Source organism: Kitasatospora sp. NPDC127067 (assembly GCF_042724755.1).
Taxonomy (GTDB): domain Bacteria; phylum Actinomycetota; class Actinomycetes; order Streptomycetales; family Streptomycetaceae; genus Kitasatospora; species Kitasatospora lactacystinica.
Genome location: NZ_JBHXEM010000014.1, coordinates 20,408 through 42,037, shown reverse-complemented (window position 1 = coordinate 42,037; position 21,630 = coordinate 20,408). Strand labels below are relative to the sequence as shown.

The 21,630-nt window shown below is 73.3% G+C and carries 19 protein-coding genes; 10 read left to right on the top strand and 9 right to left on the bottom strand.

Annotated elements, in window-relative coordinates; all coding sequences use genetic code 11:
* Nucleotides 1-128 precede the first annotated feature (128 nt).
* On the top strand, nucleotides 129-722 hold the full coding sequence (locus ACFWJ4_RS08535; protein ID WP_380540812.1) for a hypothetical protein: 594 nt from the start codon (nucleotides 129-131) through the stop codon (nucleotides 720-722).
* A gap of 45 nt (nucleotides 723-767) precedes the next feature.
* Here ACFWJ4_RS08535 and ACFWJ4_RS08530 read toward each other — a convergent pair whose 3' ends face one another.
* Both ACFWJ4_RS08530 and ACFWJ4_RS08525 read right to left on the bottom strand, forming a co-directional pair.
* The gene (locus ACFWJ4_RS08530) at nucleotides 768-2,180 is read right to left on the bottom strand and encodes a M1 family metallopeptidase (protein WP_380540809.1); all 1,413 of its coding nucleotides are present in this window, start codon (nucleotides 2,178-2,180) and stop codon (nucleotides 768-770) included.
* Nucleotides 2,181-2,207: 27 nt separating this feature from the next.
* Nucleotides 2,208-3,125: a M28 family peptidase gene (locus ACFWJ4_RS08525; RefSeq protein WP_380540806.1), complete on the bottom strand. Its 918-nt coding sequence runs from the start codon at nucleotides 3,123-3,125 to the stop codon at nucleotides 2,208-2,210.
* A 219-nt stretch (nucleotides 3,126-3,344) separates the two neighbouring features.
* Here ACFWJ4_RS08525 and ACFWJ4_RS08520 point away from each other — a divergent pair, with 219 nt between their 5' ends.
* A complete protein-coding gene (locus ACFWJ4_RS08520) occupies nucleotides 3,345-4,088 on the top strand; it encodes a response regulator transcription factor (RefSeq protein ID WP_380540804.1) in 744 nt (247 codons plus the stop codon).
* Nucleotides 4,078-6,129 (top strand): sensor histidine kinase, encoded by a 2,052-nt coding sequence (locus ACFWJ4_RS08515; protein ID WP_380540801.1) that lies wholly within the window; start codon nucleotides 4,078-4,080, stop codon nucleotides 6,127-6,129. The genes ACFWJ4_RS08520 and ACFWJ4_RS08515 overlap by 11 nt, the downstream gene beginning before the upstream one ends.
* 39 nt (nucleotides 6,130-6,168) lie before the next feature.
* On the opposite strand, the gene ACFWJ4_RS08510 is transcribed toward ACFWJ4_RS08515, so the two are convergent.
* Nucleotides 6,169-7,848: a hypothetical protein gene (locus tag ACFWJ4_RS08510; RefSeq protein WP_380540798.1), complete on the bottom strand. Its 1,680-nt coding sequence runs from the start codon at nucleotides 7,846-7,848 to the stop codon at nucleotides 6,169-6,171.
* 245 nt (nucleotides 7,849-8,093) lie between these two features.
* Here ACFWJ4_RS08510 and ACFWJ4_RS08505 point away from each other — a divergent pair, with 245 nt between their 5' ends.
* Genes ACFWJ4_RS08505 through ACFWJ4_RS08495 form a run of 3 tightly spaced genes read left to right on the top strand, consistent with a single transcriptional unit; the run spans nucleotide 8,094 to nucleotide 10,749 of the window.
* Nucleotides 8,094-9,176: an NAD-dependent epimerase/dehydratase family protein gene (locus ACFWJ4_RS08505; protein WP_380540795.1), complete on the top strand. Its 1,083-nt coding sequence runs from the start codon at nucleotides 8,094-8,096 to the stop codon at nucleotides 9,174-9,176.
* 59 nt (nucleotides 9,177-9,235) lie between these two features.
* Nucleotides 9,236-9,730, top strand: a complete 495-nt coding sequence (locus tag ACFWJ4_RS08500) for an NUDIX domain-containing protein (RefSeq protein ID WP_359904633.1) — start codon at nucleotides 9,236-9,238, stop codon at nucleotides 9,728-9,730.
* Nucleotides 9,731-9,762: 32 nt separating this feature from the next.
* Nucleotides 9,763-10,749, top strand: coding sequence for a galactokinase (locus ACFWJ4_RS08495; RefSeq protein WP_380540792.1), 987 nt, complete (start codon nucleotides 9,763-9,765; stop codon nucleotides 10,747-10,749).
* Between the two features lie 15 nt (nucleotides 10,750-10,764).
* Here ACFWJ4_RS08495 and ACFWJ4_RS08490 read toward each other — a convergent pair whose 3' ends face one another.
* From ACFWJ4_RS08490 to ACFWJ4_RS08475, 4 genes are all read right to left on the bottom strand, one after another.
* Nucleotides 10,765-11,862 carry a radical SAM protein gene (locus ACFWJ4_RS08490; protein WP_380540789.1) on the bottom strand — a complete coding sequence of 366 codons (1,098 nt, stop codon included), beginning with the start codon at nucleotides 11,860-11,862 and terminating at the stop codon, nucleotides 10,765-10,767.
* Nucleotides 11,863-11,924: 62 nt separating this feature from the next.
* Complete coding sequence (locus tag ACFWJ4_RS08485; RefSeq protein ID WP_380540786.1) at nucleotides 11,925-12,749, bottom strand: carbohydrate ABC transporter permease; 825 nt, start codon at nucleotides 12,747-12,749, stop codon at nucleotides 11,925-11,927.
* The gene (locus tag ACFWJ4_RS08480; RefSeq protein ID WP_380540783.1) at nucleotides 12,746-13,657 is read right to left on the bottom strand and encodes a carbohydrate ABC transporter permease; all 912 of its coding nucleotides are present in this window, start codon (nucleotides 13,655-13,657) and stop codon (nucleotides 12,746-12,748) included. The genes ACFWJ4_RS08485 and ACFWJ4_RS08480 overlap by 4 nt, the downstream gene beginning before the upstream one ends.
* Nucleotides 13,647-14,909 (bottom strand): extracellular solute-binding protein, encoded by a 1,263-nt coding sequence (locus tag ACFWJ4_RS08475; protein ID WP_380540780.1) that lies wholly within the window; start codon nucleotides 14,907-14,909, stop codon nucleotides 13,647-13,649. The genes ACFWJ4_RS08480 and ACFWJ4_RS08475 overlap by 11 nt, the downstream gene beginning before the upstream one ends.
* Nucleotides 14,910-15,131: 222 nt before the next feature.
* Between ACFWJ4_RS08475 and ACFWJ4_RS08470 the strand changes: the two genes are divergently transcribed.
* Both ACFWJ4_RS08470 and ACFWJ4_RS08465 read left to right on the top strand, forming a co-directional pair.
* Nucleotides 15,132-16,307 (top strand): serine/threonine protein kinase, encoded by a 1,176-nt coding sequence (locus ACFWJ4_RS08470; RefSeq protein WP_380540777.1) that lies wholly within the window; start codon nucleotides 15,132-15,134, stop codon nucleotides 16,305-16,307.
* 10 nt (nucleotides 16,308-16,317) lie between these two features.
* Nucleotides 16,318-17,076, top strand: a complete 759-nt coding sequence (locus ACFWJ4_RS08465; protein ID WP_380540774.1) for an HAD family hydrolase — start codon at nucleotides 16,318-16,320, stop codon at nucleotides 17,074-17,076.
* Here the strand turns inward: ACFWJ4_RS08465 and ACFWJ4_RS08460 are convergent.
* Nucleotides 17,027-18,478 (bottom strand): N,N-dimethylformamidase beta subunit family domain-containing protein, encoded by a 1,452-nt coding sequence (locus ACFWJ4_RS08460; RefSeq protein WP_380540771.1) that lies wholly within the window; start codon nucleotides 18,476-18,478, stop codon nucleotides 17,027-17,029. The genes ACFWJ4_RS08465 and ACFWJ4_RS08460 overlap by 50 nt on opposite strands.
* Before the next feature lie 241 nt (nucleotides 18,479-18,719).
* Between ACFWJ4_RS08460 and ACFWJ4_RS08455 the strand changes: the two genes are divergently transcribed.
* A complete protein-coding gene (locus tag ACFWJ4_RS08455) occupies nucleotides 18,720-19,565 on the top strand; it encodes a class I SAM-dependent methyltransferase (protein WP_380540768.1) in 846 nt (281 codons plus the stop codon).
* 42 nt (nucleotides 19,566-19,607) lie between these two features.
* Nucleotides 19,608-20,405 (top strand): N-acetyltransferase, encoded by a 798-nt coding sequence (locus ACFWJ4_RS08450; RefSeq protein ID WP_380540765.1) that lies wholly within the window; start codon nucleotides 19,608-19,610, stop codon nucleotides 20,403-20,405.
* Here ACFWJ4_RS08450 and ACFWJ4_RS08445 read toward each other — a convergent pair.
* Entirely contained in the window at nucleotides 20,395-21,492 is a 1,098-nt protein-coding gene (locus ACFWJ4_RS08445; RefSeq protein ID WP_380540763.1) for a hypothetical protein, read from the bottom strand. The genes ACFWJ4_RS08450 and ACFWJ4_RS08445 overlap by 11 nt on opposite strands.
* Nucleotides 21,493-21,630 lie beyond the last annotated feature (138 nt).

Here is a 21,630-nt window from a genome sequence, read left to right as displayed (position 1 = left end):
CACGCGAGCCCGGGACCGGAGGCCCGGGACCGGCTTCGCGTGACTGTCCCGGCGCCACCACCGGAATCCATGATGGAGCCCGGCGAAGGGAAGCCTCCCGACGCGGGGCTCCGGAACGGAGGACGACGGTGCAGTGGGGGCAGGACGATCAGGAGAACGAACCGGTCGACGAGAGCGGCTACCTCCGGGAGCTCGCCGCGTTCCTCTCGGCCCGGTCCGGTGGAGGACCGGCCGTCCTGTGGACGGACTACGAGCCCCCCGTCACCGGCGGCCCGTCCACGGCGGAGGCTGCGGCAGCCCTCGCCACCGGGCTGAGCACACTGCTGGGCGTCACCGTCCGGACCCTCCCTCAGGACCCCGCGGACCCGCACGCGGCACAGATGCGACAGGCCGGTTCGGAGGAGCTCCTGGTACTCCAGCTGTCCTCCGTCACCGACATCCTGGTCGGTGCGCCGACCGCCTCGACGGCCTCGACGGACACGATCCCCGGTCCGATCGGCTCCACCGCCTCGACCGCCTCGGCCGACGCGCACCGGGTGCCGCTGGCGGTCCGACTGCGGGGCGGCCAGGCGCTCTTCGTCCCGTGCCGCTCGACCTGCACGCTGCTGCCCGAGCCGGGCTCCCGGCATGCGGTGCTTCAGATCCCGACACCGCGGACCGGGCCGCGGGCCCGTCCCGGGAGAGGCCCCGGGCCCGGCGTCGGCCGGAAGCCACCGGGGTGATCCCGGTGCGGCTCCGGTCCGGAGCCGCACCGGCCCGGCGGCGGACTACCGGTTGCCCAGGGGGCCCGGGTAGAGGTACTCCTCGGCGGGGAGCGTGGTCCCGTGGGCCCAGGCGTCGAAGAAGCCCTTGAGGTCCTTGCCCGACACCCGCGCGGCCAGTGCCTCGAACTGCGGGAACGAGGCGTTGCCGTAGGCGTGGTCGGCGGTCCAGCGGCGCAGGGTGGCGAAGAACGCGTCGTCGCCGACGGTGCGCCGCAGGGCGTGCAGCATCAGGGAGCCCTTGAAGTACAGGGCGGGGGCGAGCTCCTTGCCCTTCCCGGGGTCGTACAGCTTCGTGGACCAGAACGAGGGGTTGTCCTTGTTCTCGGCGACCACGTGGGGGTAGAAGCCGGTGTCGAGGTCGGCGCCGTTGTGCTCCTCCCACAGCTGGTTGGCGTACTGGGCGAAGCACTCGGCGATGCAGCCGTCGCGCCAGTCGGTGAACGAGACGCTGTTGCCGAACCACTGGTGGGCGCTCTCGTGGACCACCCCCTCGTCGTAGAGGGCCCCGATGTACGTCGGCCGGCTCTGGGTCTCCAGGGCCGCCGCACCGCGTCCGGGGCTCTTGGACTCGCCGACCACGATCGCGCCCGCCGAGGAGAACGGGTACGGGCCGAACTTCGAGGCCAGGAAGGCCAGGACGTCCGGTTGCGCGGCCTCCGTGGCCGCGTCGATCGGGACGTCCGGGCTGTACGCCGTGATGACGGGCTTGCCGTCGGGCAGCTGCGCCCGGTGGACGGTGAACCGGTCGACGGCGACCGTGCCGAGGTACGTCGCCATCGGCCGGTCCTCCCGCCAGCGGAACGTCGTCGTGCCGTTGGCGGTGGTGGTCGGCCCCGGCAGGCCGTTGCCGATGGCGGTCCAGCCGTCGGGGACGGTCGCCGTGAGGGCGAAGGTGGCCTTGTCGGACGGGTGGTCGTTCGACGGGTACCACGAGGTCGCGGAGTGCGGTTCGCCCGACACGTTCGCGCCGCCGTTCGTCAGGGTGTGCCAGCCCTCGGCGTCGGGCGTGCCGGCGTACGTCACCCGGACGGCGAACGTGGCGCCCCGGGCGACCCGTTGGGCCGGGACGACGACCAGCTTGTGCTCGCCGGAGCGCGAGAACGACCGCGCGGGCGTGCCGTTCACGGTGACCGAGGCGACCGTGAAACCCTTCAGGTCCAGGCTGAAGCGGTCCAGCGCCCGGACGGCCCGGGCGGTGACGGTCGTGTCGCCGTCCAGGTGGTCCGTGCGCGCCGGGTCGTAGGCGATCCGGACGTCGTAGTGCCCCACGTCGTAGCCGGAGTCGCCGTCGTCGGGGAAGTACGGGTCCCCGAGGCCGGCCGCCGAGGCGGGCAGGGCCGTCAGGGCGACGCCGAGGGCGGTCGCGGTCGCCAGCACGGCGGCGGTCCGGCGGCGGGTGGTCGGTGTTCCGGGCATCTCTGTCTCCTGCGGGGTGTCGGGTGGTCAGGGCCGGGCGGTGGCGGGGGCGGTGGCGGCGAGCTGCCACACCACGCCGATCAGGGCGTTGGTGCTGGTGGTCTGCGTCGCCGGGTCGACATTGGCGAGGTTGTCGCAGGCATCGTGGATGCAGTCGGAGATGCCGGTGCTGAAGCCGGAGGACGGGATGCCGGCCTTGCCGAACGACTCGTTGTCCGACCCGCCCACGCCGATGTCGAAGGTGGCGAGCCCCCGGGCGGCGAACCACGACTCGAAGACCTGCCCGGCCGCGCTGTCGGCCTGCTGACCGTCCTTCACCACGAGCCACTGCTGGGTGTTCCGGCTGCCGGTCTGGTCGAAGTTGAGGTACAGGTCGACCGCCTTGCGGTCGGCGTCGGACAGGCCGCGGACGTAGTCGGCGGAACCGACCAGCCCGGCTTCCTCGGCCCCCCACCAGGCGAACCGCAGGTGCCGGGCGGGCTTCAACCGGGCCTTGGCCACCTGGAGGGCGGTGGTCAGCACCGTGGCCGACCCGGACCCGTTGTCGTTGATGCCCGGGCCCTGCTTGACGCTGTCCAGGTGGGCGCCGGAGAGCAGCACGTGGTTCGGGTCGCCGCCGGGCCAGTCGGCGATCAGGTTGTAGCCGGTCGCGCCGTCGTGCGAGAAGCGGCGCACTTCGGTGCGGAAGCCGGCCCGGTCCAGCGCGTGGCGCACGTACGCCAGTGACTCCGCGTACCCGCGGGTGCCGTGCGCGCGGTTGCCGCCGTTGCGATCGGCGATCCGCTGCAGCGCCCGCAGGTGCGGCATCACGTCCTCCTCCGAGACGGTCGGCGCGGTGGCGGGCGCGGTGGCGGGCCCGGAGGGGACCGGGGTGGCCGCCGTGGCGGCGGAGGGGACCGCGGACAGGACCAGGGCCACGCCGAGGACGCCGGCGGCGAGGGACAACAGACGGGAGGACGGCTTCGGGGACGGCTTCGGGGCGGGCTTCAGGAACGGCTGCACGAGGGGCCTTTCGGGAGGGGACCGGGGCACTCGGCCCCGGCGGACCCCGCCACACTCTCCGCCCAGTGTCAGGAAGTTGTCAGGAAGCAGTCGGAAAGCGGTGGTGACGTGGGCGGACACGGCCGGGGAACGGCGATCGGACGGCGCTTTACGATCATCCGTATGTGCGCACACGTGGTGGTTGCCGAGGACGATCCCAAACAGGCCGACCTCATCCGCTTGTACCTGGAACGCGAAGGCCACCGCGTCGACGTCGTCCACGACGGCCGGGCCGCCCTGGAGCGGGCCCGCCTCGGATCGGTGCAACTCCTCGTCCTCGACGTGATGATGCCCGTCCTGGACGGCCTGGACGTGTGCCGCGCCCTGCGCGCCGAGTCCCCCCTGCCGGTGCTGATGCTGACCGCCCGCACCGCCGAGGAGGACCTCCTGCTCGGACTCGACCTCGGCGCCGACGACTACCTCACCAAGCCCTACAGTCCCCGGGAACTGGTCGCCCGGGTCCGCGCCCTGCTGCGCCGCGGCTCCCGGCCGGCCCCGGCCCGGGACACCCACGGCGGCCGGGACGCCCAGGACGCGTCCGGGCCGCAGGCCGTCCTGCGGGTCGGACCGCTCACCGTCGACCCGCTGCGCCACGAGGTCACCGCCCACGGCCGTCGGATCGGCTGCACACCCGCCGAGTTCCGGCTGCTGGAAGTGCTGGCCGGCCAGCCGGGCCGGGTCTTCACCCGCGCCCAGCTGCTGGAACACCTGCACGGCATCGACCGCTACATCACCACCCGCACCGTCGACACCCACGTGATGAACCTGCGCCGCAAGATCGAACCGGATGCGCGCCGCCCCGTCGCCCTCCTGACGGTGTACGGCATCGGCTACAAGCTCGCGGAGGAGCCGCCCGGTGCGTCCTGACACCCCGCTGCGCCGCAGCCTGACGGTCCGGCTGCTCGCGCTCTCCGCCCTGGTCTCCCTGTGCTCCATCGCCGCGACCGCCTGGCTGGCCGCCCGCACGACCACCGGCGCGATCGAGCGGGAGCAGACCCGGGTCCTCGTGGACCACACCCGGATCTACGACGAACTGCTCGGCTACGCCGCGACCCACGCCGACTGGAGCGGGGCGCAGGAGACCGTCCGGCGGCTCGCGGACGCCACCGGGCGCCGCATCGTCCTGGCGACGCCGCGCTTCGAACCGGTCGTGGACTCGGCGTCCGGGGCCGGTGCCGGTGCCGCTCCCGTTTCCGTGAACGGGCCCGAGAGCGGTCCCGCGACGACGGCCGGTGAGCGGACGGCCCTGCCCCGTACACCCACCACCACGGTGGACCCGCTCGCCGTCGACATCGCCATGCTGCCCGGCGCACCGAGCGACCGGATCGACGCCCGCGCGGCGGGACCGTTCCGGCCGACCGCCGCCGAGCACGCGACCCTGCGGTCCGCCCTGCTGCGGCAGGCGGACTGCCTGCGGTCGGCGCTCGGCATCGAGGCGACCGTCACCGACGACCTCGCCGGGCGGCCGCGGCTGCGGACCACCGACGACCGCGCCGACGGTGTGCGCTGCGCGTCCCCCGTGGTGATGGCGGCCCCGACCGACACCGAGCGCGCCGCGCTCACCGACCTCACCGCGCTGGTCAACGCCTGCCTGGCCCGCCGGCAGGCCGGTCCCGTCACCCTGTCCCTGGGGCCGGACGGGATCCCGGCAGGGCCGGCGCCGCAGGACCGGGCGATGTCCGCCTGCCTGACCAACGCCCGCCGGCAGCAGCTCGTCCAGTACGTGGCGCCGCCCGTGCTGCTGTTCGTCGACACCCCGGTGACCGCCCCGAAGGGCACCGGTGCCGGAGCCGGGGGCGAGGCCCCCACGGCGGTCTCCGCGTCGATCCCCGCCCACCCCGGACGGGTCGCCGAGGTCGCGGCCCTGGTGCTGTCGGTGACCGTGGCGGTCACGGTGACGGTCGGCCTGCGGCTCTCCCGGCCGTTGCACGCCCTCACCCACGCCGCCCGGCGGATGGCCGACGGGGACCTCTCGGCCCGGGTCGACGTGACCGGCCGCGACGAGATCGCCGGACTCGCCGCCGCCTTCAACGCGATGGCGGAACGGCGCGGGCAACTGGAGGGCCTGCGCAAGGCGATGGTGGGCGACATCGCGCACGAGCTGCGCACCCCGCTGAGCAACATCCGCGGCTGGCTGGAGGCCGTCGAGGACGGCGTCGCCACCGCGGACCGGGCGCTGACGGGCTCGCTGCTCGAAGAGGCCCTGTTGCTCCAGCACCTCATCGACGACCTGAAGGACCTGGCCGCCGCCGACGCGGGCGAACTGGCCCTGTACCGCGAACCCGTGGACGTCGAGGAGCTGTTGGCGCAGGTCGCCACCGCGCACGGAGCCCGGGCCCGGGCGTCCGGAGTGGCCCTGGCGCTGGCCGTCGAGCCTTCCCGGGACGCGTCGTCCGGGAGCGCGCCGGACGGGACCGCGTCGTCCCGGAACATGTCGTCCGGGAGCGCGCCGGACGGCTCGTCGGTCGGCGCCGAGCTGTTCGCCGACCCGGTGCGCCTGCGCCAGGCCCTCGGCAACCTGGTCGCCAACGCGGTCCGGCACACCCCGGCGGGCGGCACGGTCACCCTGCGGGCCCGCACCGACGCCGACGCCGTCCTCATCGAGGTCGCCGACACCGGCAGCGGCATCGCCGAGGCGGACCTGCCGCTGGTGTTCGAGCGCTTCTGGCGGGCGGAGAAGTCCCGCAGCCGTCGGACCGGCGGCAGCGGTCTCGGCCTCGCCATCGTCCGCAAGCTCGCCGAGGTCCACGACGGCAGCGTCCGGGTGGCCAGTACCCCCGGCAGGGGCTCGGTGTTCACCGTGCGCCTGCCGCTGGCCCCGACAGCGGCGTCGGGGCCGACGGGCCGGGGCCGGAAGGAGCCGGGGGTGACGGCCTCGCCGCGCCCGGGGGTGTCGAGCCGCTCGTAGCCGCCCCGGCTGCCCCGCCGCCGCCCGCCGCCCGCGGGGTCAGACGACGGTGAGCAGCGTGCCCTCGTACGCGAGCCACTGGGCGAAGGCGTGCAGTCCCTTGGCATGTCCGGTCGCCGGTGTCCAGCCGGGTGGGCGGGGGCCGTCCGGGAACGCCGGCCGGGGGGTGGGGGCTCCGGGCGCCGGTGGGTCGGTCCGGACCGGCACCGGGCGGACGGCGGTGTGCACGGCGTGCGCCAACTCGCCGAGCGTGGCGGGCTTTTCGCCAGCGACGGTCAGGGCGTGGGCGGTGGGCCGGGTGCGCAGTACGGCCAGCACGGCGTCGGCCAGGTCGTCCGTGTAGACGGGGTGCACCTCGGTGTCGGGGCCCTCCTGGACGACCACCGGCCGGCTGCGCAGGGCGTCCCACACCATGCGGCCGATGAGGGTGTCCCGGGAGCAGCCGGGGCCGTACACCTCGTCCACGGCCAGGGTGTACGGCCGGGGGTCGTCGGGCAGGTGGATCCTCAGTTCCCGGGCCGGGGCTCCCGCGCGCAGGCCGGTCAGGTCGAGGACGGCGTCGGGCGCCGCGTCGCCGGTGAGGTCGGCCAGTCTGCGTGCGAGGTGCTCGCCGAGCGGTGTGGCGCCGCCGCGCAGGGTGAGGCCGGCGGGCCGCCGCGGCCGGCGGGGGGCCGGGCGGTCGGCGGCCTCGTGTCCGGCGGCCAGTGCGCGTCGTGCCACGGCGGCCAGGGCCTCGCGGCGTTCGGCGAGGTGTTCCTCGGTGCTGGTGTTGCTGATGCCGCCGGGCCCGATCGTCGCGATCGCCTCGGCGTACACCTCGGCCCGTACCGCGGGCGCGGAGCCGTCGACGTCCAGGCCGAGGCGGGCGGCCTCGTGGCCCATGGCGAGGGCCGTGAGCCAGGTTCCGCGGACGTCCGGCGCGTCCGGCTCCGGCCCGGGCGGCGCGAACAGCGTGCGGGGCAGGCCGAGGCCGTGCAGGTACTGCTCGCAGTCCAGGTGCAGCCAGCGTTCGGGCCCCGGCCCGGTGACCCGTACCGCGCAGCGGGCGACGCCGTACTTGAGGAACGGCAGGACCGTCAGGCCGGTCAGCCGGTTCCCCTCGTCGCCGGGCCGGTCGCCGGGCAGGAAGCAGACCGAACGGCGCGGCCCCCGGAAGGCGTTGCCCGAGATCGAGCCGCGGTCCTGGTGCTCGGCGAGGTTGGGGACGGAGACGTAGCGGGGGACGCCGGCGTCCCGGAGGTAGCGGTGCATCAGGATGTCGTCGGGCCAGCCGCCGAGGCGCTCGCGGCCGTAGCGGACGAAGCCCTCGGCGACGGCTCGGGGGAGCACGATCGCGACGCACGGGAAGTACTCGTTGACCGCGCCGATCCAGCGGGCGCCGGCCATGGCGCCGAAGCGGGCCGCGGCCCCGTTGCGGGAGTCCCACAGCGCGAACAGGGCCAGTGCCGCGTCCGGCATCGCGTCGACGGCGAGGCGGACCCGTTCGAAGAACGTTTCGGACAACAGCATGTCGTCCTGGACGACCAGTTGGTGGGTTGCGCCGTCCTCGACGGCCTCCCAGGCGGCGAGCGCCGTGCGCAGCACCGAGGGGGTGCCGGTGGGGTCCGGGTCCATGACGACGCGCAGCGCGCCCGGGGGCGCCGCCAGGGCCATCCGCTCGGCGGCCCGCCGGCGCTTCGGGTGGGTCATGACCACCCCGCTGAGCTGATGGCGCGTCATCTCATTTCCCTGTCTCTGTTGGGGCGTAAGGGACTTGGTGGATCCACTGGAGCGATCGGCTACTGCGGGTGCCACCGGTTCCGGACAGTACGGATCGCGCCGAGGGCTGGCAAGAGTGCCGAATTCGCACTGGCGGAGCGGTTGGAGATCCACGGATGCTGGGCTGGCACGCCACCTTCCGTGTGAAGCCTGTGGCTGTGTGTGAGCGCGCATCGAGTTCGCCGTCTCCACGGAAAGGGACACACATGTCCGCTGGATCGCACGCGCCATCGAACGAAGCCGGAGCCGACGGGGGCGAGAGCGTCGAGGCCCGGCTGGAGAAACTGCGCGACGCCCGCGTCGTCGTGACGGGGGGTGGGGGCCTGGTGGGCAGTCGGCTCACCGCCCTGCTGCGCCGGGCCGGTGCCGAGGTGGCCGTCCTGGACCGGATGGACGCCTACCCCGAGTCCGGCCACGCGGTCTTCGGGGTGGAGGGGAGTGGGGCCCGGCTCGTCGTCGGCGACGTGTGCGACCGCGACACGGTCGCCGGGCTGGTCCGGGAGGCCGACTTCGTGGTCCACGCCGCCGCCTACGCGGACGTGGCCGCCTGCACCCGGAATCCCGACATCGCCTTCCGGGCCAATGTGCAGGGCACCCAGGTCGTCCTGGAGGAGGCGGCCCGGGCGCGGATCCGCCGCCTGGTGCTGGTCTCGTCCGCGTCCGTGTACGGCGACGGCCCCGCCGACTCGCCCGGCCCGCACGTGTTCCACGAGGACCAGCCGCTGTTCCCGCTGTCGGTGTACGCGAACGGCAAGCTGTGGGCGGAGCACCAGACCAGGCTGCTGCTCGGGGCGTCGTCGGGGTGCGAGCACGCGATCGTCCGGTACTTCTCGGTGTACGGGGAGCCGCAGATCCCCAAGCCGGGCAGCCACTCCTGGATGGTCCCCTGGCTGTCCCTGCAGGCCCGGCTCGGCCGTCCCATGCGCCTGAACGGGGGCGGCGTCCAGGTGCGCGACCTGGTCCACGTCGAGGACGTGGCCGAGGCGACGGCGCTGGCGCTCGTGGAGGAGGGGATGGCGGGCCGGACGGTGAACGTGGGGACGGGCCGCCCGACGTCCGTCCGGGAGGTCGCGGACCTGCTCACCCCCTACTTCCCGGGGGCGCGCCGGATCGTCACCCCGCGCCCCGAGGGCGATCCGCTCGGGGGCTACGCCTCCACGGAGCGGTGCCGGGAGCTGCTGCGCTGGCGGGCCCGGATCGACGTGGCGCAGGGCGTGGACCGGTACGTGCGGTGGCTGGAGTCGACACCCGAGGCGGTGCCGCGCTGGCTGGTGGAGGAGAACGCGTGACAGTCTGTGGCCCCGTGGACGTCCGCCGTGGGGCGGGCCGCGAAGGAGGCGGTGCGGGCATGGGTTACGTCGGGTCGTACACCTGGTCACTGCGTCAGAAGGTGGGCGGCAGAAAGCTGTTGATGCCGGGGGCCCAGGTCCTGCTGCTCGACGCGGCCGGCCGGGGGCTGTTCCAGCAGCGGGTCGACAACGGCGTGTGGGAGCTGCCGGCGGGCGCCTGCGAGGAGGACGGGGGCTTCGCCGACGCGGCCGTCCGGGAGGTGGCGGAGGAGACCGGGCTGCGGGTGGAGAAGGAGGACCTGGTCGCGTTCGGGTCGCTGTCCGATCCGGCCGTGCACACCCTGACCTATCCGAACGGGGACGTCACCCACTGCTTCGCCCTGTGCTTCGTGGCCCGGCGCTGGTCGGGGGAGCTCGCCCCGGGGGCGGACGAGGTGCGCCGGGCGGAGTTCCGGCGCCTCGACGATCCGCCGGGGCCGCTGCACCCGCCCACGGCGGTGGTGCTGTCGATGTACCGGGCGTTCGTCGCCGAGGGGAGGTTCCAGGCCGGATGAGCGAAGAGCACCGGATCAGCGAAGAGCACCGGATGAGCGAAGAGCATCCGATCCGCGCCGCGGTGCCGTGCCGGGCGTGCCTGTCGGGGGAGGACCTGGACTGGCTGGGGGCGGGCCGCTCGGTCAGCCTCGCCCTCGACCTGCCGACCACGGTCGAGGTGGTGCCGGGGGCGACGGCCGTCGCGGAGACGGCCGGCGACTGGCCGGCCGAGGTGTGGACCTTCCTGCGCGCCCGGCTCCCCGGGCTGGCCCCCGCCCCGCCGCCGGTGCGCGTCCGCAGCGAGGCGCCCCCCGCGAGCGGGCTGTCCTCGTCCACGGCGCTGATCGTGGCGCTGTTCCGGGCCTTCGCCGAGGCCGGGGCGCCGGCCGGCGAGCGGGTACCGGAGGTGTCGATCGTCCAGTGGGCGTACGAGTTCGAGTTCGCCCGGTTCAACGGCGGCGGCATGGACCACCTCGCCGTCGCCGAGGGCGGCGCGCTGCTGATCGACGGCCGGGAGCACGGGCTGCCGGTCGTCAGGGAACGGCTGGAGTTCCCGGACGACTGGCGGGTGGTCGTGGTGGATTCGGGCACCCGGAAGAACACCGGCGACCACATCCGTACGGTGCGGGCGCAGCTCGCGGCCGGCGATCCCGCGCTCGCGGCGTACCGGGCCGAGGCCGACCGGGCCTCGGCCGCCGCGTGGACGGCGCTGCGCGGGCGCGACCACGAGGCGCTGGGGGAGGCGATGGCCCGGGCGCACGCGGCGATGCGCGACTTCCAGGGCATGTCGACCCCGCTCCTGGAGGAGCTGCGGACGGTGGCGCTGCGCGCCGTCGGCCTGCCGCTGAAGCTCAGCGGGGCCGGGGGCGGCGGCTCGCTGGTCGGGGTGTGCCGCGCGGGCGACGCGCCCGCGGTGGTGGCGGGCCTGGCCGGCGCGCTGCGCGGCCGGTACCCCGGGGCGCGGGTGATCCCCGCCCGGGCGGCGGCGGGGAGCCGCGGTGCCCGGGCGGGGGATCGGGTCGGCGTCAGCGCGGTGTGACGGTCACGGCGACGGTCACAGGAACGGGTCGTAGTCCTCCTGGAGGGGGACTACGCCCGTTCCCTCCGCGATCTGCTCCAGTTCCAGGTTGGAGCGGTGCCGCGCGCAGTGGAAGCGGCAGTCCCGGCTCGGGTCGATGATGCCGCGGTCGGAGCCCTGCCAGATGTCGGCCAGGCTGTCGGTGACGGCGTCGCCGATCCTGGCCATCGGGTTGCCGCGGTGGTAGGCGCAGACGTACACGCCGGACGGGGTGATCAGGGTGCGCAGTTCGGCGACCCGGCAGCGGTGGTACTCCTTGGGCTGGACGGGGCCGGTGTGGCGGCGCAGGGAGGTGAGCGTGGAGGAGTTGACGAGCTGGAAGGTGTCGCTCTCCAGCCGGGCCGCCTCGGCGAGCTGGCGGTCGACCGCGTCGAGGATGTCCTGGGACACCTGGATGACGTGGTGCTCCTCGTCGAACATCGCCTTGGTCTCGAAGTAGTCGCAGCCGATGTCGTGGGCGAGTTCGGCGGCGCGCAGCACCTCGGTGTGGTTGCTGACGGTCCGGCCGTCCGGTTCCCGGCGGGTCATGACGAGGAAGGAGTAGCCGAGGGCGCCGCTCTTCGCCTCGGCGAGCAGCCGCATGTTCGCGACGACCTTGTCGAAGACGCTGCGGCCCTTGCGGTCGGGGCGGAAGAGCCCGTACGTCCCGGCGGTGCCGGCGTCCATGGAGACGCGGACCCAGGTGGCGTAGCGGGCGAGTTCGGTGAGGTTCTTGTCGATCATGGTGCCGTTGGTGACGACCCCGACGGCCAGGCCCGCCTCACCGAGGATGCGCAGGACCTTGCGGGTGCCCCGGTGGGCGAGCGGCTCGCCGCCCCCGATCAGCACCACGCCCCGGACGGACAGGGCGACCAGCTCCTCGGCGAGCGCCGCCAGCCGTTCGGGGGTGAAGCGGCCCTGGTTGAGGAGCTTTCCGCTGATGCACTCGGGGCAGGCCAGGTCGCAGAAGGTCGTCGGATCGAGGTCCACGACGAGTGGCGCGCCGGAGGCGGCTCCCGAGGCTGCCTCCAGGACACGGGGCCAGCCGGACGGCTGGTACAGCTTGGACACGAGATCGAGGCGGTCGTGCGTCACGGAATCCTCCTGTGGACGTGAACGGGGTGCCGCCGGGAGAGCGGGGCCTGCTGCGCTCGCGGTCAGCCCTTGACCGCGCCGGCCGCGAGGCCGGAGGCGATCCTGCGCTGGACGACGAGGAAGAAGACCACGACGGGCAGGGCGGTCAGCGTGGCGCCCGCCATGAGACCGCCGTAGTCGGTCCCGAAGCTGGTCTGGAAGGAGACCAGCCAGATGCTGACGGTCTGCTTCTTCGGACTCGACAGCAGGACGTAGACGAGGACGTACTCGTTCCACGCCTGGACGAGGGCGAAGACGGAGGTGGCGACGATGCCGGGGGCGAGCAGTGGCAGCACCACCCGGCGGAAGGCGCCGAGGCGGCCGCAGCCGTCGACCATGGCCGCCTCCTCCAGTTCCACCGGGACGCCGGCGATGAAGCCGCGCAGCATCCACACCGTGAAGGGCAGCGTGAACACCAGGTAGGTGAGGATCACGCCGGTGAGGCTGTCGGTCATCCCGACGTCGTTCAGCAGCAGGTACACGGGGATGATCAGGGCCGTCAGCGGGACCATCTGGACGATCAGGATCACCACGACGAAGGCCCTGCGGCCGGCGAAGCGGAACCGGGCGAGGGCGAAGGCGGCGAGGGCGCCGACGACCAGCGACACCAGGACGGTGCCGAGGCCGATGACCACGCTGGAGCGGACGTTGGCCCAGAAGGTCTCGGTGCCCAGCGCCCGGGCGAAGTTGTCGAGCGTGAACCGGCCCGGCCAGAACTCCGGCGGCAGGCGCAGGATCTCGGAGGCCGGCCGGAACGCCGTGAGCACCATCCAGTAGACGGGGAAGCCGATCACCGCGGCGACGAGCAGCCCGAGGAGGTCGCGGCCCGGCGACCGCCGCCGCCTCATTCGACCTCTCCCGTCCGGAACATCTGACGCAGGTACACGACCGAACCGGCGAGCAGCAGCACGACGGTCACCAGCGCGATCGCGGCCCCGGTGCTGTACCGGTTGACGGCGAAGGACTCGATGAAGGAGTAGACGCCCAACAGGTAGTACTCCCGCTCGGGCTGGCCGCCGCGCATCAGCCAGATCTGGTTGAAGACGCCGAAGTCCCAGATGGCCGACAGCGTGGTGACCATGACGAGGACCGGTCTGATCACCGGCAGGGTCACGTGCCGGAAGACCTGGAACGGCCGGGCCCCGTCGAGCATCGCGGACTCCTCCAACTCGGGCGGGACCTGGGCCAGCGCGGCCCGCAGGGTGATCGCGGCGAACGGCAGCGAGCCCCACACCACGACGGCGACGATGACGGAGAACCCCTGCCAGGGGTCGGTGAACCAGTTGTGGCGGGCCAGGTCGACCCCGGGCAGGTTCGAGAGCAGCCAGTTCACCACGCCGTAATCGGCGTCGAAGAGCCAGCGGAAGATCGACGCGGCGACCATGACGGGCATCGCCCACACGGTCACCAGCACCCCGGCGATGACGGCGCGCACCCACGGGGAGACCCGGTGCATCAGCTGGGCCGTGAACAGCCCGCAGAGCACGGTGAGGACGACGCACACCGCGGTGAAGAGCACCGTACGGGCCACCACCGTCCAGAAGAACCCGTCACCGAGGATCCGGCGGAACTGGTCCAGCCCGGCCCACGGCGGCGACGTGCCGCTGAACAGCTGCTCGCGGGTCATGTCCTGGAAGGAGAGGACGACCATGTCCACGAGCGGGTAGCCGAGCACCAGGACGAGCGCGAGGACGGTCGGGCCGATCAGGAGGTACGGCAGCAGCGGACGCCGCCGCCGGCCCCGGTCAGCGCTCATTGACCACTTCGTCGATCCGCTGGTCCGCCTCCCGCGCGGCGTCCTGCACCGACGCCTTGCCGTTGGCGATCCGTTCGAGCATCTCGGGCAGGACGTTGGACTTCTCCACCGACGTCCAGCCCGGCGCGAACGGGGTCATCCAGCCCCCGGTGGCCGCGGCCTGGGCGGCCGGGCCGTTGATGCCGCCGCCGGCGACCTCGGCCAGCTGGACGGTGTTGTTGGGCAGGGTGTTCGCGGCGATCAGCGTCTTCTGCGACTCCCGGTCGGTGAACAGCTTGATCCAGTCGGCGGCCAGGTCCTTGCGCGTCGACTTGGCCGGCACGGCCAGGGTGGAGCCGCCGAGGAACGGCGGCAGGAGCTTCCCGGACGGGCCGGGGAAGGGGAAGGTGGCGAACTTGTCCTTCAGCTTCGGATCCCCGCCGGAGCGTTCGTCGGCGGCGGCGTCGGCCTCCCAGGTGTTGCCGTAGAAGACGCCCACGTGGCCCTGGCCGACGACGGCCGGCTGGTCGCCGTTGTCCTTGGCACGGTCGCCCACGTAGTAGGCGTCGATCAGCCGCTTCCACTCGGTGAGCCCGGCGACGGACTTCGGCGAGGACAGCGAGGCCTTCCAGCGGTCGCCGTCCTTCACCGCGATCTCGCCGCCCGCGTCCTTCACGAAGGCCATCGCCGCGTACCAGTAGCGGCCGGGCATGTAGAAGGCGGAGAAGTTCGGGTCCTGGGCGCCGACGGTGCTCTTCAACCTGTCGAACGCGGACAGGAGTTCGGGGTACGTCCCCGGGGCGCCCGGCACACCGGCCCGGGCGAAGTAGTCGGTGCGGTAGACACCGACCCGGGCCCCGACGTAGTAGGGCACGCAGTACGTCCTGCCGTTGTTGCGGCAGGCGTCGGCGAGCGCCGGCAGCCAGGCGTCCGACTGGTCGAAGCGGGCCGGTTCGAGGGGGGCGAAGGCACCGTTGACGATGTAGTTGGTGGTCTCGCTGTTGCCCATCTCCACCACGTCGGGCACGTTCTTCCCGGCGAGGACGGCGTCCAGTTTCTGGTTCTTCGTCGTCCACTGCTGGTACTGGACGTCGACCTGGATCCCGGGGTGGTCCTTGGCGAAACGGTCGTTGATGGACTGGACCAATTGTGGCCAACTCTCCTGGGCGTCCACGGCCAGCCAGACCGTCAGCTTGCCGCCGGATCCGGAGCCGCCGCCCGATCCGGAACCGCACCCGGCCACGGCCAGGGCCAGGAGCAATGTGAGAACCAAGGGGCGAGAGGGCACGCGAATGGCCATGGGGTCTCCAAGTTCGCTATGGGAGTGGTCTTCTGACTACCCGTCCGATCACCCCGCGGCGCGGAGGCGCGGACATTCGGCCGGAAGATGACGTTCGGTGTCCCGCAGAGGGCGCAGCGCCTTGACTCCTCCCGGGTGGTCCCCGCAGGTTGGGCCTCTGCGTCACCCACGCGACCCCCATCGAAGGGCTTGTACGTGACCGAGCAGACGACGACCGCGCCCGATGCGACCCCCGACACCACCGAACGGCCGGTGCGGGTCAACGCCTGGAACGGCTGGGACCCCCTGCGTCATGTGATCGTCGGGCGCGCCGAGGGCACCGTGGTCCAGGCCCCCGAGCACGCGGTCCGCCGGGACTACCCCGACGACGGCTTCCCCCTGGGAACCCACGGCCCGATGCCCGCCGACATGGTCGCCGAGGCCGAGCAGCAGCTCGACGACTTCGCCGAACTGCTGCGCCGCCGCGGCATCCGCGTCGACCGCCCCACCCCCGTCGACTTCACCCAGCAGGTCGGCACCCCCGACTGGACCCAGGACTCCATGTTCGGCTGCATGCCGCCCCGGGACCTGCTGCTGACCGTCGGCAACGAGGTCCTGGAAGCGACCATGTCCTACCGCAGCCGCTGGCACGAGTACCTGTGCTACCGGCCCGTGCTGCAGGGCCTGTTCGAGGCCGACGAGCGCATGCGCTGGGAGGCCGCCCCGAAGCCGCGGCTCACCGACGCCTCGTACCACACCGAGTTCTGGGACACCTACAACGACCTGTCCACCGAGGAACAGCTGGCCCGGGTCCGCGACTACGACCTGGTGCTGACCGAGGCCGAGCCGCTGTTCGACGCCGCCGACGTCGCCCGCTTCGGCAAGGACCTGTTCGTCCAGCTGTCCTTCGTCACCAACCGCAGCGGCTACCAGTGGCTCAAGCGCCACTTCCCCGACCACCGGGTGCACGCCGTGACCTCCACCAACACCCACCCGCTGCACATCGACGCCACCTGGGTGCCGCTGCGCCCCGGCCTGGTGCTGCACTGCGGCGAGCGGCTCGCGGACGCCGAGTTGATGGAGTTCTTCCGGCTCAACGACTGGGAGATCGTCGAGGCGGTGCAGCCCGCGAGCTGGGACCACCCGCCGAAGCTGTCGTTCTGCAGCCCGTGGCTCGCCGGGAACATGCTGAACCTCGACGAGAACACCCTGTGCATCGAGGAGAACGAGGTCCGGCTGGCGGAGCAACTCTCCTCGTACGGCTTCGAGATCGTCCCGGTGCCGTTCCGGGCGGTCGGGCCGTTCGGCGGCGGGCTGCACTGCGCGACCGTCGACATCGAGCGGGACGGCGAACTCCAGGACTACTTCCCGCGCCGGTACGGCCGGTACTGAGGCCGGGCGGGTGCCGAACGTGTTGCCGCCGCAGGTCCGTGCCGTCGTCTTCGACTTCTACGGGACGCTGGTGCGGATGGTCGAGCCGCTGCCGCCCGACCACCGCGGAATCTTCGAACGCCGGGGCCTCGCCGCCCAGGGCGCCCGCTGGGGCGACCAGTGGGCGGTGGGCCCCGGCGAGGGCGAGCAGCACGTGGCCCACTCGGTCGGTGAAACCGCCTACCACCGCTGGGAGTTGGACCGGCTGCTGCGCAGGGCTCGGTCCTGCGGGGTGCCGGAGCGCGAACTCGACGACCTGGTCGAGGAGATCGACCGGGCCATGAAGGCCGTCACGCTGGAGCTCTTCGAGGACGCCCGCCCCGTCCTCGGGGAGCTCCGCGACCGGGGCCTGCTGGTGGGCATCTGCTCCAACTGGTTCTGGAACCTGGAGGACTGCGTCGAGGAGGTCGGCCTCGGCGCGGTGGTCGACGTGGTCGTCGGCTCCGCCCGGGCGGGGGCGCGCAAGCCGCACCCGCTGATCTACCGGGCCCTGCTGGAGCGGTGCGGGCTGCGGGCCGGGGAGGTGCTGTTCGTCGGGGACATGTGGGCGCCCGACGTCCTCGGGCCGCTCGCCGCCGGGATGCGGCCCGTCCACCTGTGCCGGCCGGACCCGGCGGTGCGCGGAGCCGAACCGCCCCTGCCGGCCGGGGCGGCCCGGATCCGCGGACTGCGGGACCTGCTCAGGGGCGCGCCGTGCGGTGCCGCAGCCGGTCCAGGAGGTTGCGGGTGACCCGTACGACGCCGGCGTCCTGCTCCCTCCCGCAGACCACCGGCCAGTCGGTGGTGCCCGCGGTGAACACGGTGCCGCCGGCGGTGTGCACGCCCATGGTCGCGGCCCGGGGGCCGGAGAGGCCCGGCTCCCGGACCGGGCCGTTCCAGTGGCCCCACTTGAAGTGGTGGAAGTCCTCGTGGACCGGATCGAGGACGTGGATCCCGAGGATGAGGAAGGAGGCGGGAGTGCCGTCCTCGCCGGTCGCCCGGGCCACGCCCCGGGCGTCCCGGGCGTAGGCGGCGCCGTCGCACTCGTACCCGATCAGCGCGGTGCCCGCGCCGAGCCGGTCGGGCTCGCCGCCGTCGGACCCGTCGCGCAGCCCGGTGCCGGCGAACAGCCAGTGGTCGGCGTGCTGGACGGTGTACCCCTCGCGCGGACGGTCCCCGGGCCATTCGGTGCTCGGCCACATGCCGCCGTTGCGGAAACTCACCCCGGTGAGGGAGTTCTCGGGGCGGCCCGCGCCGTCGGGCGGCGCCGGCCACCACTGGTCGGTCGCCGGCAGGTGCGGATACTCGTCCCCCACGTGGTGGTCGGTGTCGGAGACGAAGGCGGTGTTCCCGTCGGTCGGATGAATGCGCCACCAGCACGTGTTGGCGCTGAGGAAGGCGATGTTCCCGCCGTCGTGGACGAATCGCTCGGCGTGGGCGCGCATCGCCTCGCTCCAGTATTCGTCATGGCCGACGCTCAGCAGCAGATCGTACGAGGAGAGAAGTTCCGGGTCCTCGTGGAGGTCGAGATCCGTACAGAATTCGACCGGGTAGTCGTTGCGCTCCAGCCAGGCGATGAACGGGGCGTCCCAGTAGGCGAGGTCGATGACTCCGCCGGGCCGGTGCAGGCTCACCTTGTGCCCGCGGGGAGCGGCGTCCGCCAGGTACACGGGGTGGTCGTAGAGGCTGACGGCGCGTTCCTCGCCCGGCCGGTCGGAGCGGTTGTAGGCGTGCCGGGTGAAGGTCGACTTCTTGTAGAGGATGCGGGACCGGCTGCCGGCCCGCCGGGGCCGCACCACGAAGAACTCGCGGGCGGGGCCCTCGATGCTGCCCGCGTCCAGCGGCGGCAGGGCCTCGCCGCCCTCCTCGACGAACTGGACCAGGTGCATCCCCGGAGTCCAGTGGGCGGGCACCGGCAGGGCGAGCGGCGGCCAGCCCCAGCCGTGGGCGGGCGAGGCCCGGCCGGGCACGCCGTCGGGGTGCGGGGGCGGCAGGTGGAGCGAACCGGGGTACCAGCCGGTCTCCGCCACCAGGTCCAGGTCCGCGCCCAGCCGGTAGAACCTCAGCCGGAACCGGGCGGCGTCGGTGGAGACGTGAACCGTCAGCTCTCCCCCCGAGGCGACGCTTTCCCGCCCGACATATCCCTCTATCATTCCGCCTCCCCAGCAGAACGATCGACCTTCGAATGGGTATTCCGGCCGATTCGGCAAGCCATGGTAGGGGGTACGGGAATTCCGGGCAACGGGTCCGTGAACCGGTCAATTCGGAGCCGCCTTTCGGACAGCGGGCCGGGCCGGCCGCGTTCTTCCGGCCGAACGGGGTAGGGCGAAATCCAGCCGCACCCGACCGGCTACCGCGAAATCCGTCACCTCCGGTCATCGACAAGGGGCTCTCATGAGCAGTGAATTCCGGGTACGGGAACTCGTCCTGGGAATCGAGGGGCTGGCGCTCCTGCGCCACGCCGTGGACGGGGACGAGACGTTCCTGCGGGAACGCGTCGAGGACATCCGGCGCTTCGCGTCGGGTGACGGGCGGCTGCCGGACGGCGGCGCCGACGTCAGCGAACTCGACGCCGCCGAGGGCTACGCCTCCTGGTCGGCGGTGTACGACTCGCTGCCCAGCTCCTACATCGAGGTCGAGGAGCCCGTGCTGCACGGGATCCTCGACACCCTCCCCACCGGCACCGCCCTCGACGCCGCCTGCGGCACCGGTCGCCAGACCGGCGCCCTCGTCTCCCGCGGGCACCGCACCATCGGCGTGGACCAGTCGCCCGAGATGCTGGCCAGAGCCCGCGAGCGCGCCCCCGAGGCCGAGTACCGGCTCGGGCACCTGGAGAAGCTGCCGCTCGACGACGACTCGGTCGATCTCGCGGTCTGCTCGCTGGCCATGACCCACCTGCCGGACCTCGCGGCGGGAGTGTCCGAGCTGGCCCGGGTGGTCCGGCCGGGCGGACGGATCCTCGTCTCGGACATGCACCCCTTCGTCATCGCCCTGCAGGGGCAGTGCCTCTTCGTGCACGGCTCCGACCGGCTCGCCTTCATCCGCAACCACGTCCACCTCCCCGGGCGGTACCTGGAGGCGTTCACCGGAGCGGGGCTGCGGGTGCGGGCCTGCCACGAACCGCTCTTCAACGGGCGCCTCGCGCCCGGCGGTTACGAGGAGTTCATCGCGGACGCGGCACGGGCGGCCTGGGACGGGCTGCCGATCGTCATCGTCTGGGACGTCGAAGTCCCCGCGTAGGTCCGGCGGCCCGTAGGTTCACGAGGAGAGGAGAACGGTCCGATGGCCCTGGTCGTGGTGACCCACGCGGAGCGCCCCGAACTGTGGGACCGCATGCCGGAACGGTTCGCCGGCATCGTGCCCGAGTACAACCTGCACGGAGACGTCAACGACGCCTACTGGAACCGGCTGTTCGAGGAGTTCCCCGACTACCAGTTCGTCCTGTACGACGACGTGCGCGAGGTGGTGGCCGGCGCCGGACGCTCGCTGCCGCGCACCTGGGACGGCACGGCCGCCGACCTCGGCCCCGGCCTGGACGACTCCATCGCCCGGGCGTTCGCGGACCGCGCGGCGGGCCGGACCGCCGGCGCCCTGTGCGCGCTGGGCATCGAGGTCGCGGAGGACTACCAGCGCAAGGGGTTCTCCACCGTGCTCCTCGACGCGATGCGCCAAGTGGCGCGGCGGGCCGCCCTGGAGACGGTGCTGGTACCGGTGCGGCCCACCTGGAAGGACCGGTACCCGCTGGTGCCGATCGAACGGTACGCGGGCTGGCGGCGCGCGGACGGGGCCCCGCTCGACCCGTGGATCCGCACCCAGGTGGGCGCCGGCGGCACGATCGCCGGAGCCTCGGAACAGTCGTCGCGGATCACCGGGACGGTGGCCGAATGGGAGCGCTGGACCGGCCTCGCCTTCCCGGAGGACGGCGACTACGTCTTCCCGGGAGGCCTCTCCACGCTGCGGATCGAGCGTGCACGGGACCTCGGCTCCTACTGGGAGCCCGGGGTGTGGATCACCCACCCGGTCACGGCGGAGGACCTGTCGGGCGTCACGCCGGTGGTCACACCGGTGGTCACGCCGTAGGCAGCCGCTCCCCGGCCCTGACGGCGGTCCAGGCGAAGGCGGACATGAGCCGCACCTCGTCCGGACCGGCCTCGGGGCGGCGCTCGGGCGGCAGACCGGCGGGGCCGGCGGTGGCGACCGCCGCTTCCCGCAGCCGGGCGAGGGCGGCCGGCGGGACGTCGCCGGCGTGGCCGGGGTCGCCGGACAGCCGGCGGGCGGCCTCGGCCGCCTGCCGGCCGAGCAGGAGGCAGTGGATCCACAGCTCCTCGGCGAAGCTCCGGCCGAACCGCCGCGCCACCTCCGACGCCAGGTCCTCCGGCATGTCCGCCGCCACCGCGTCGCGCACGGCCCGCTCCGGGATGCCGATCGCCGGCAGGGCGTCGAGCCAGCGGTGGTGACCCCGGCCGCCGTCCGGGCCGTGCTCCTGGCCGACCAGCCGGACGTAGCCCTCGCCGTACCGCATGTACGGGATCCACCCCGGCTCCTCCAGGACGCGGCCCCGCTCCAGCAGCGGTGCGGCGTCGGCGGCGTCCACGGGGCAGACGGCGAGCCGGATCCCCTGGGTGGCATGGCCGTTGATGCTGCTGGTGCCGATGTGCTCCACCACGTTGGGCACGGCGATCAGACTCATCCGGCCGCGCTCGCGGAAGAAGACCGAGAAGAGCTCGTCGTCGTGGCGCTCGGCGCTGCCGGTGGCGAACCGGCGGAAGTCCTCCACCGTGTCGAGCGGCAGACAGACGGCGAGGGACGGCGTGAACTCGTCCGGCACCGCCCGCACCCAGGAGGCTCCGGCGAGCGCGGCGAGCCGGGCGGCGCCGCCGTTGCGCGCGTGCCAGTTGGTGTAGAACACCAGGGCCTCGTCGGGGAACCGGGTGGCCGCGCGGCCGACGAGCGCCACCATGTTCTCCGGGGCGGAGACGTCGTCCTGGACGACGAGGTGATGGCTCCCCCCGGAGTCCGCCGCCGCCCAGGCGACCAGGGCCGTCCGGAGCGCCGACGGCGGGCCGTCCGGCTCCGGATCGAGCGCCAGGCCGTCCAGCCCGAGCCGCTCGGCCAGCTCGCGGGCCTGGACCAGGCGTACCGGGTGGGTCATGACCGCCGAACTCACGCGCACCGTCGGTACCACAGCTCTCCCTCGCTCCGGGGTCCTCGCGTCATGGTGGCAGGAGCCGCCCACGGCGGAAAGACCGCGACGCGACCTCGGCCGGATTCCACAGGGTCGGGGCCGGGGTCGGGCCGGGGCCGG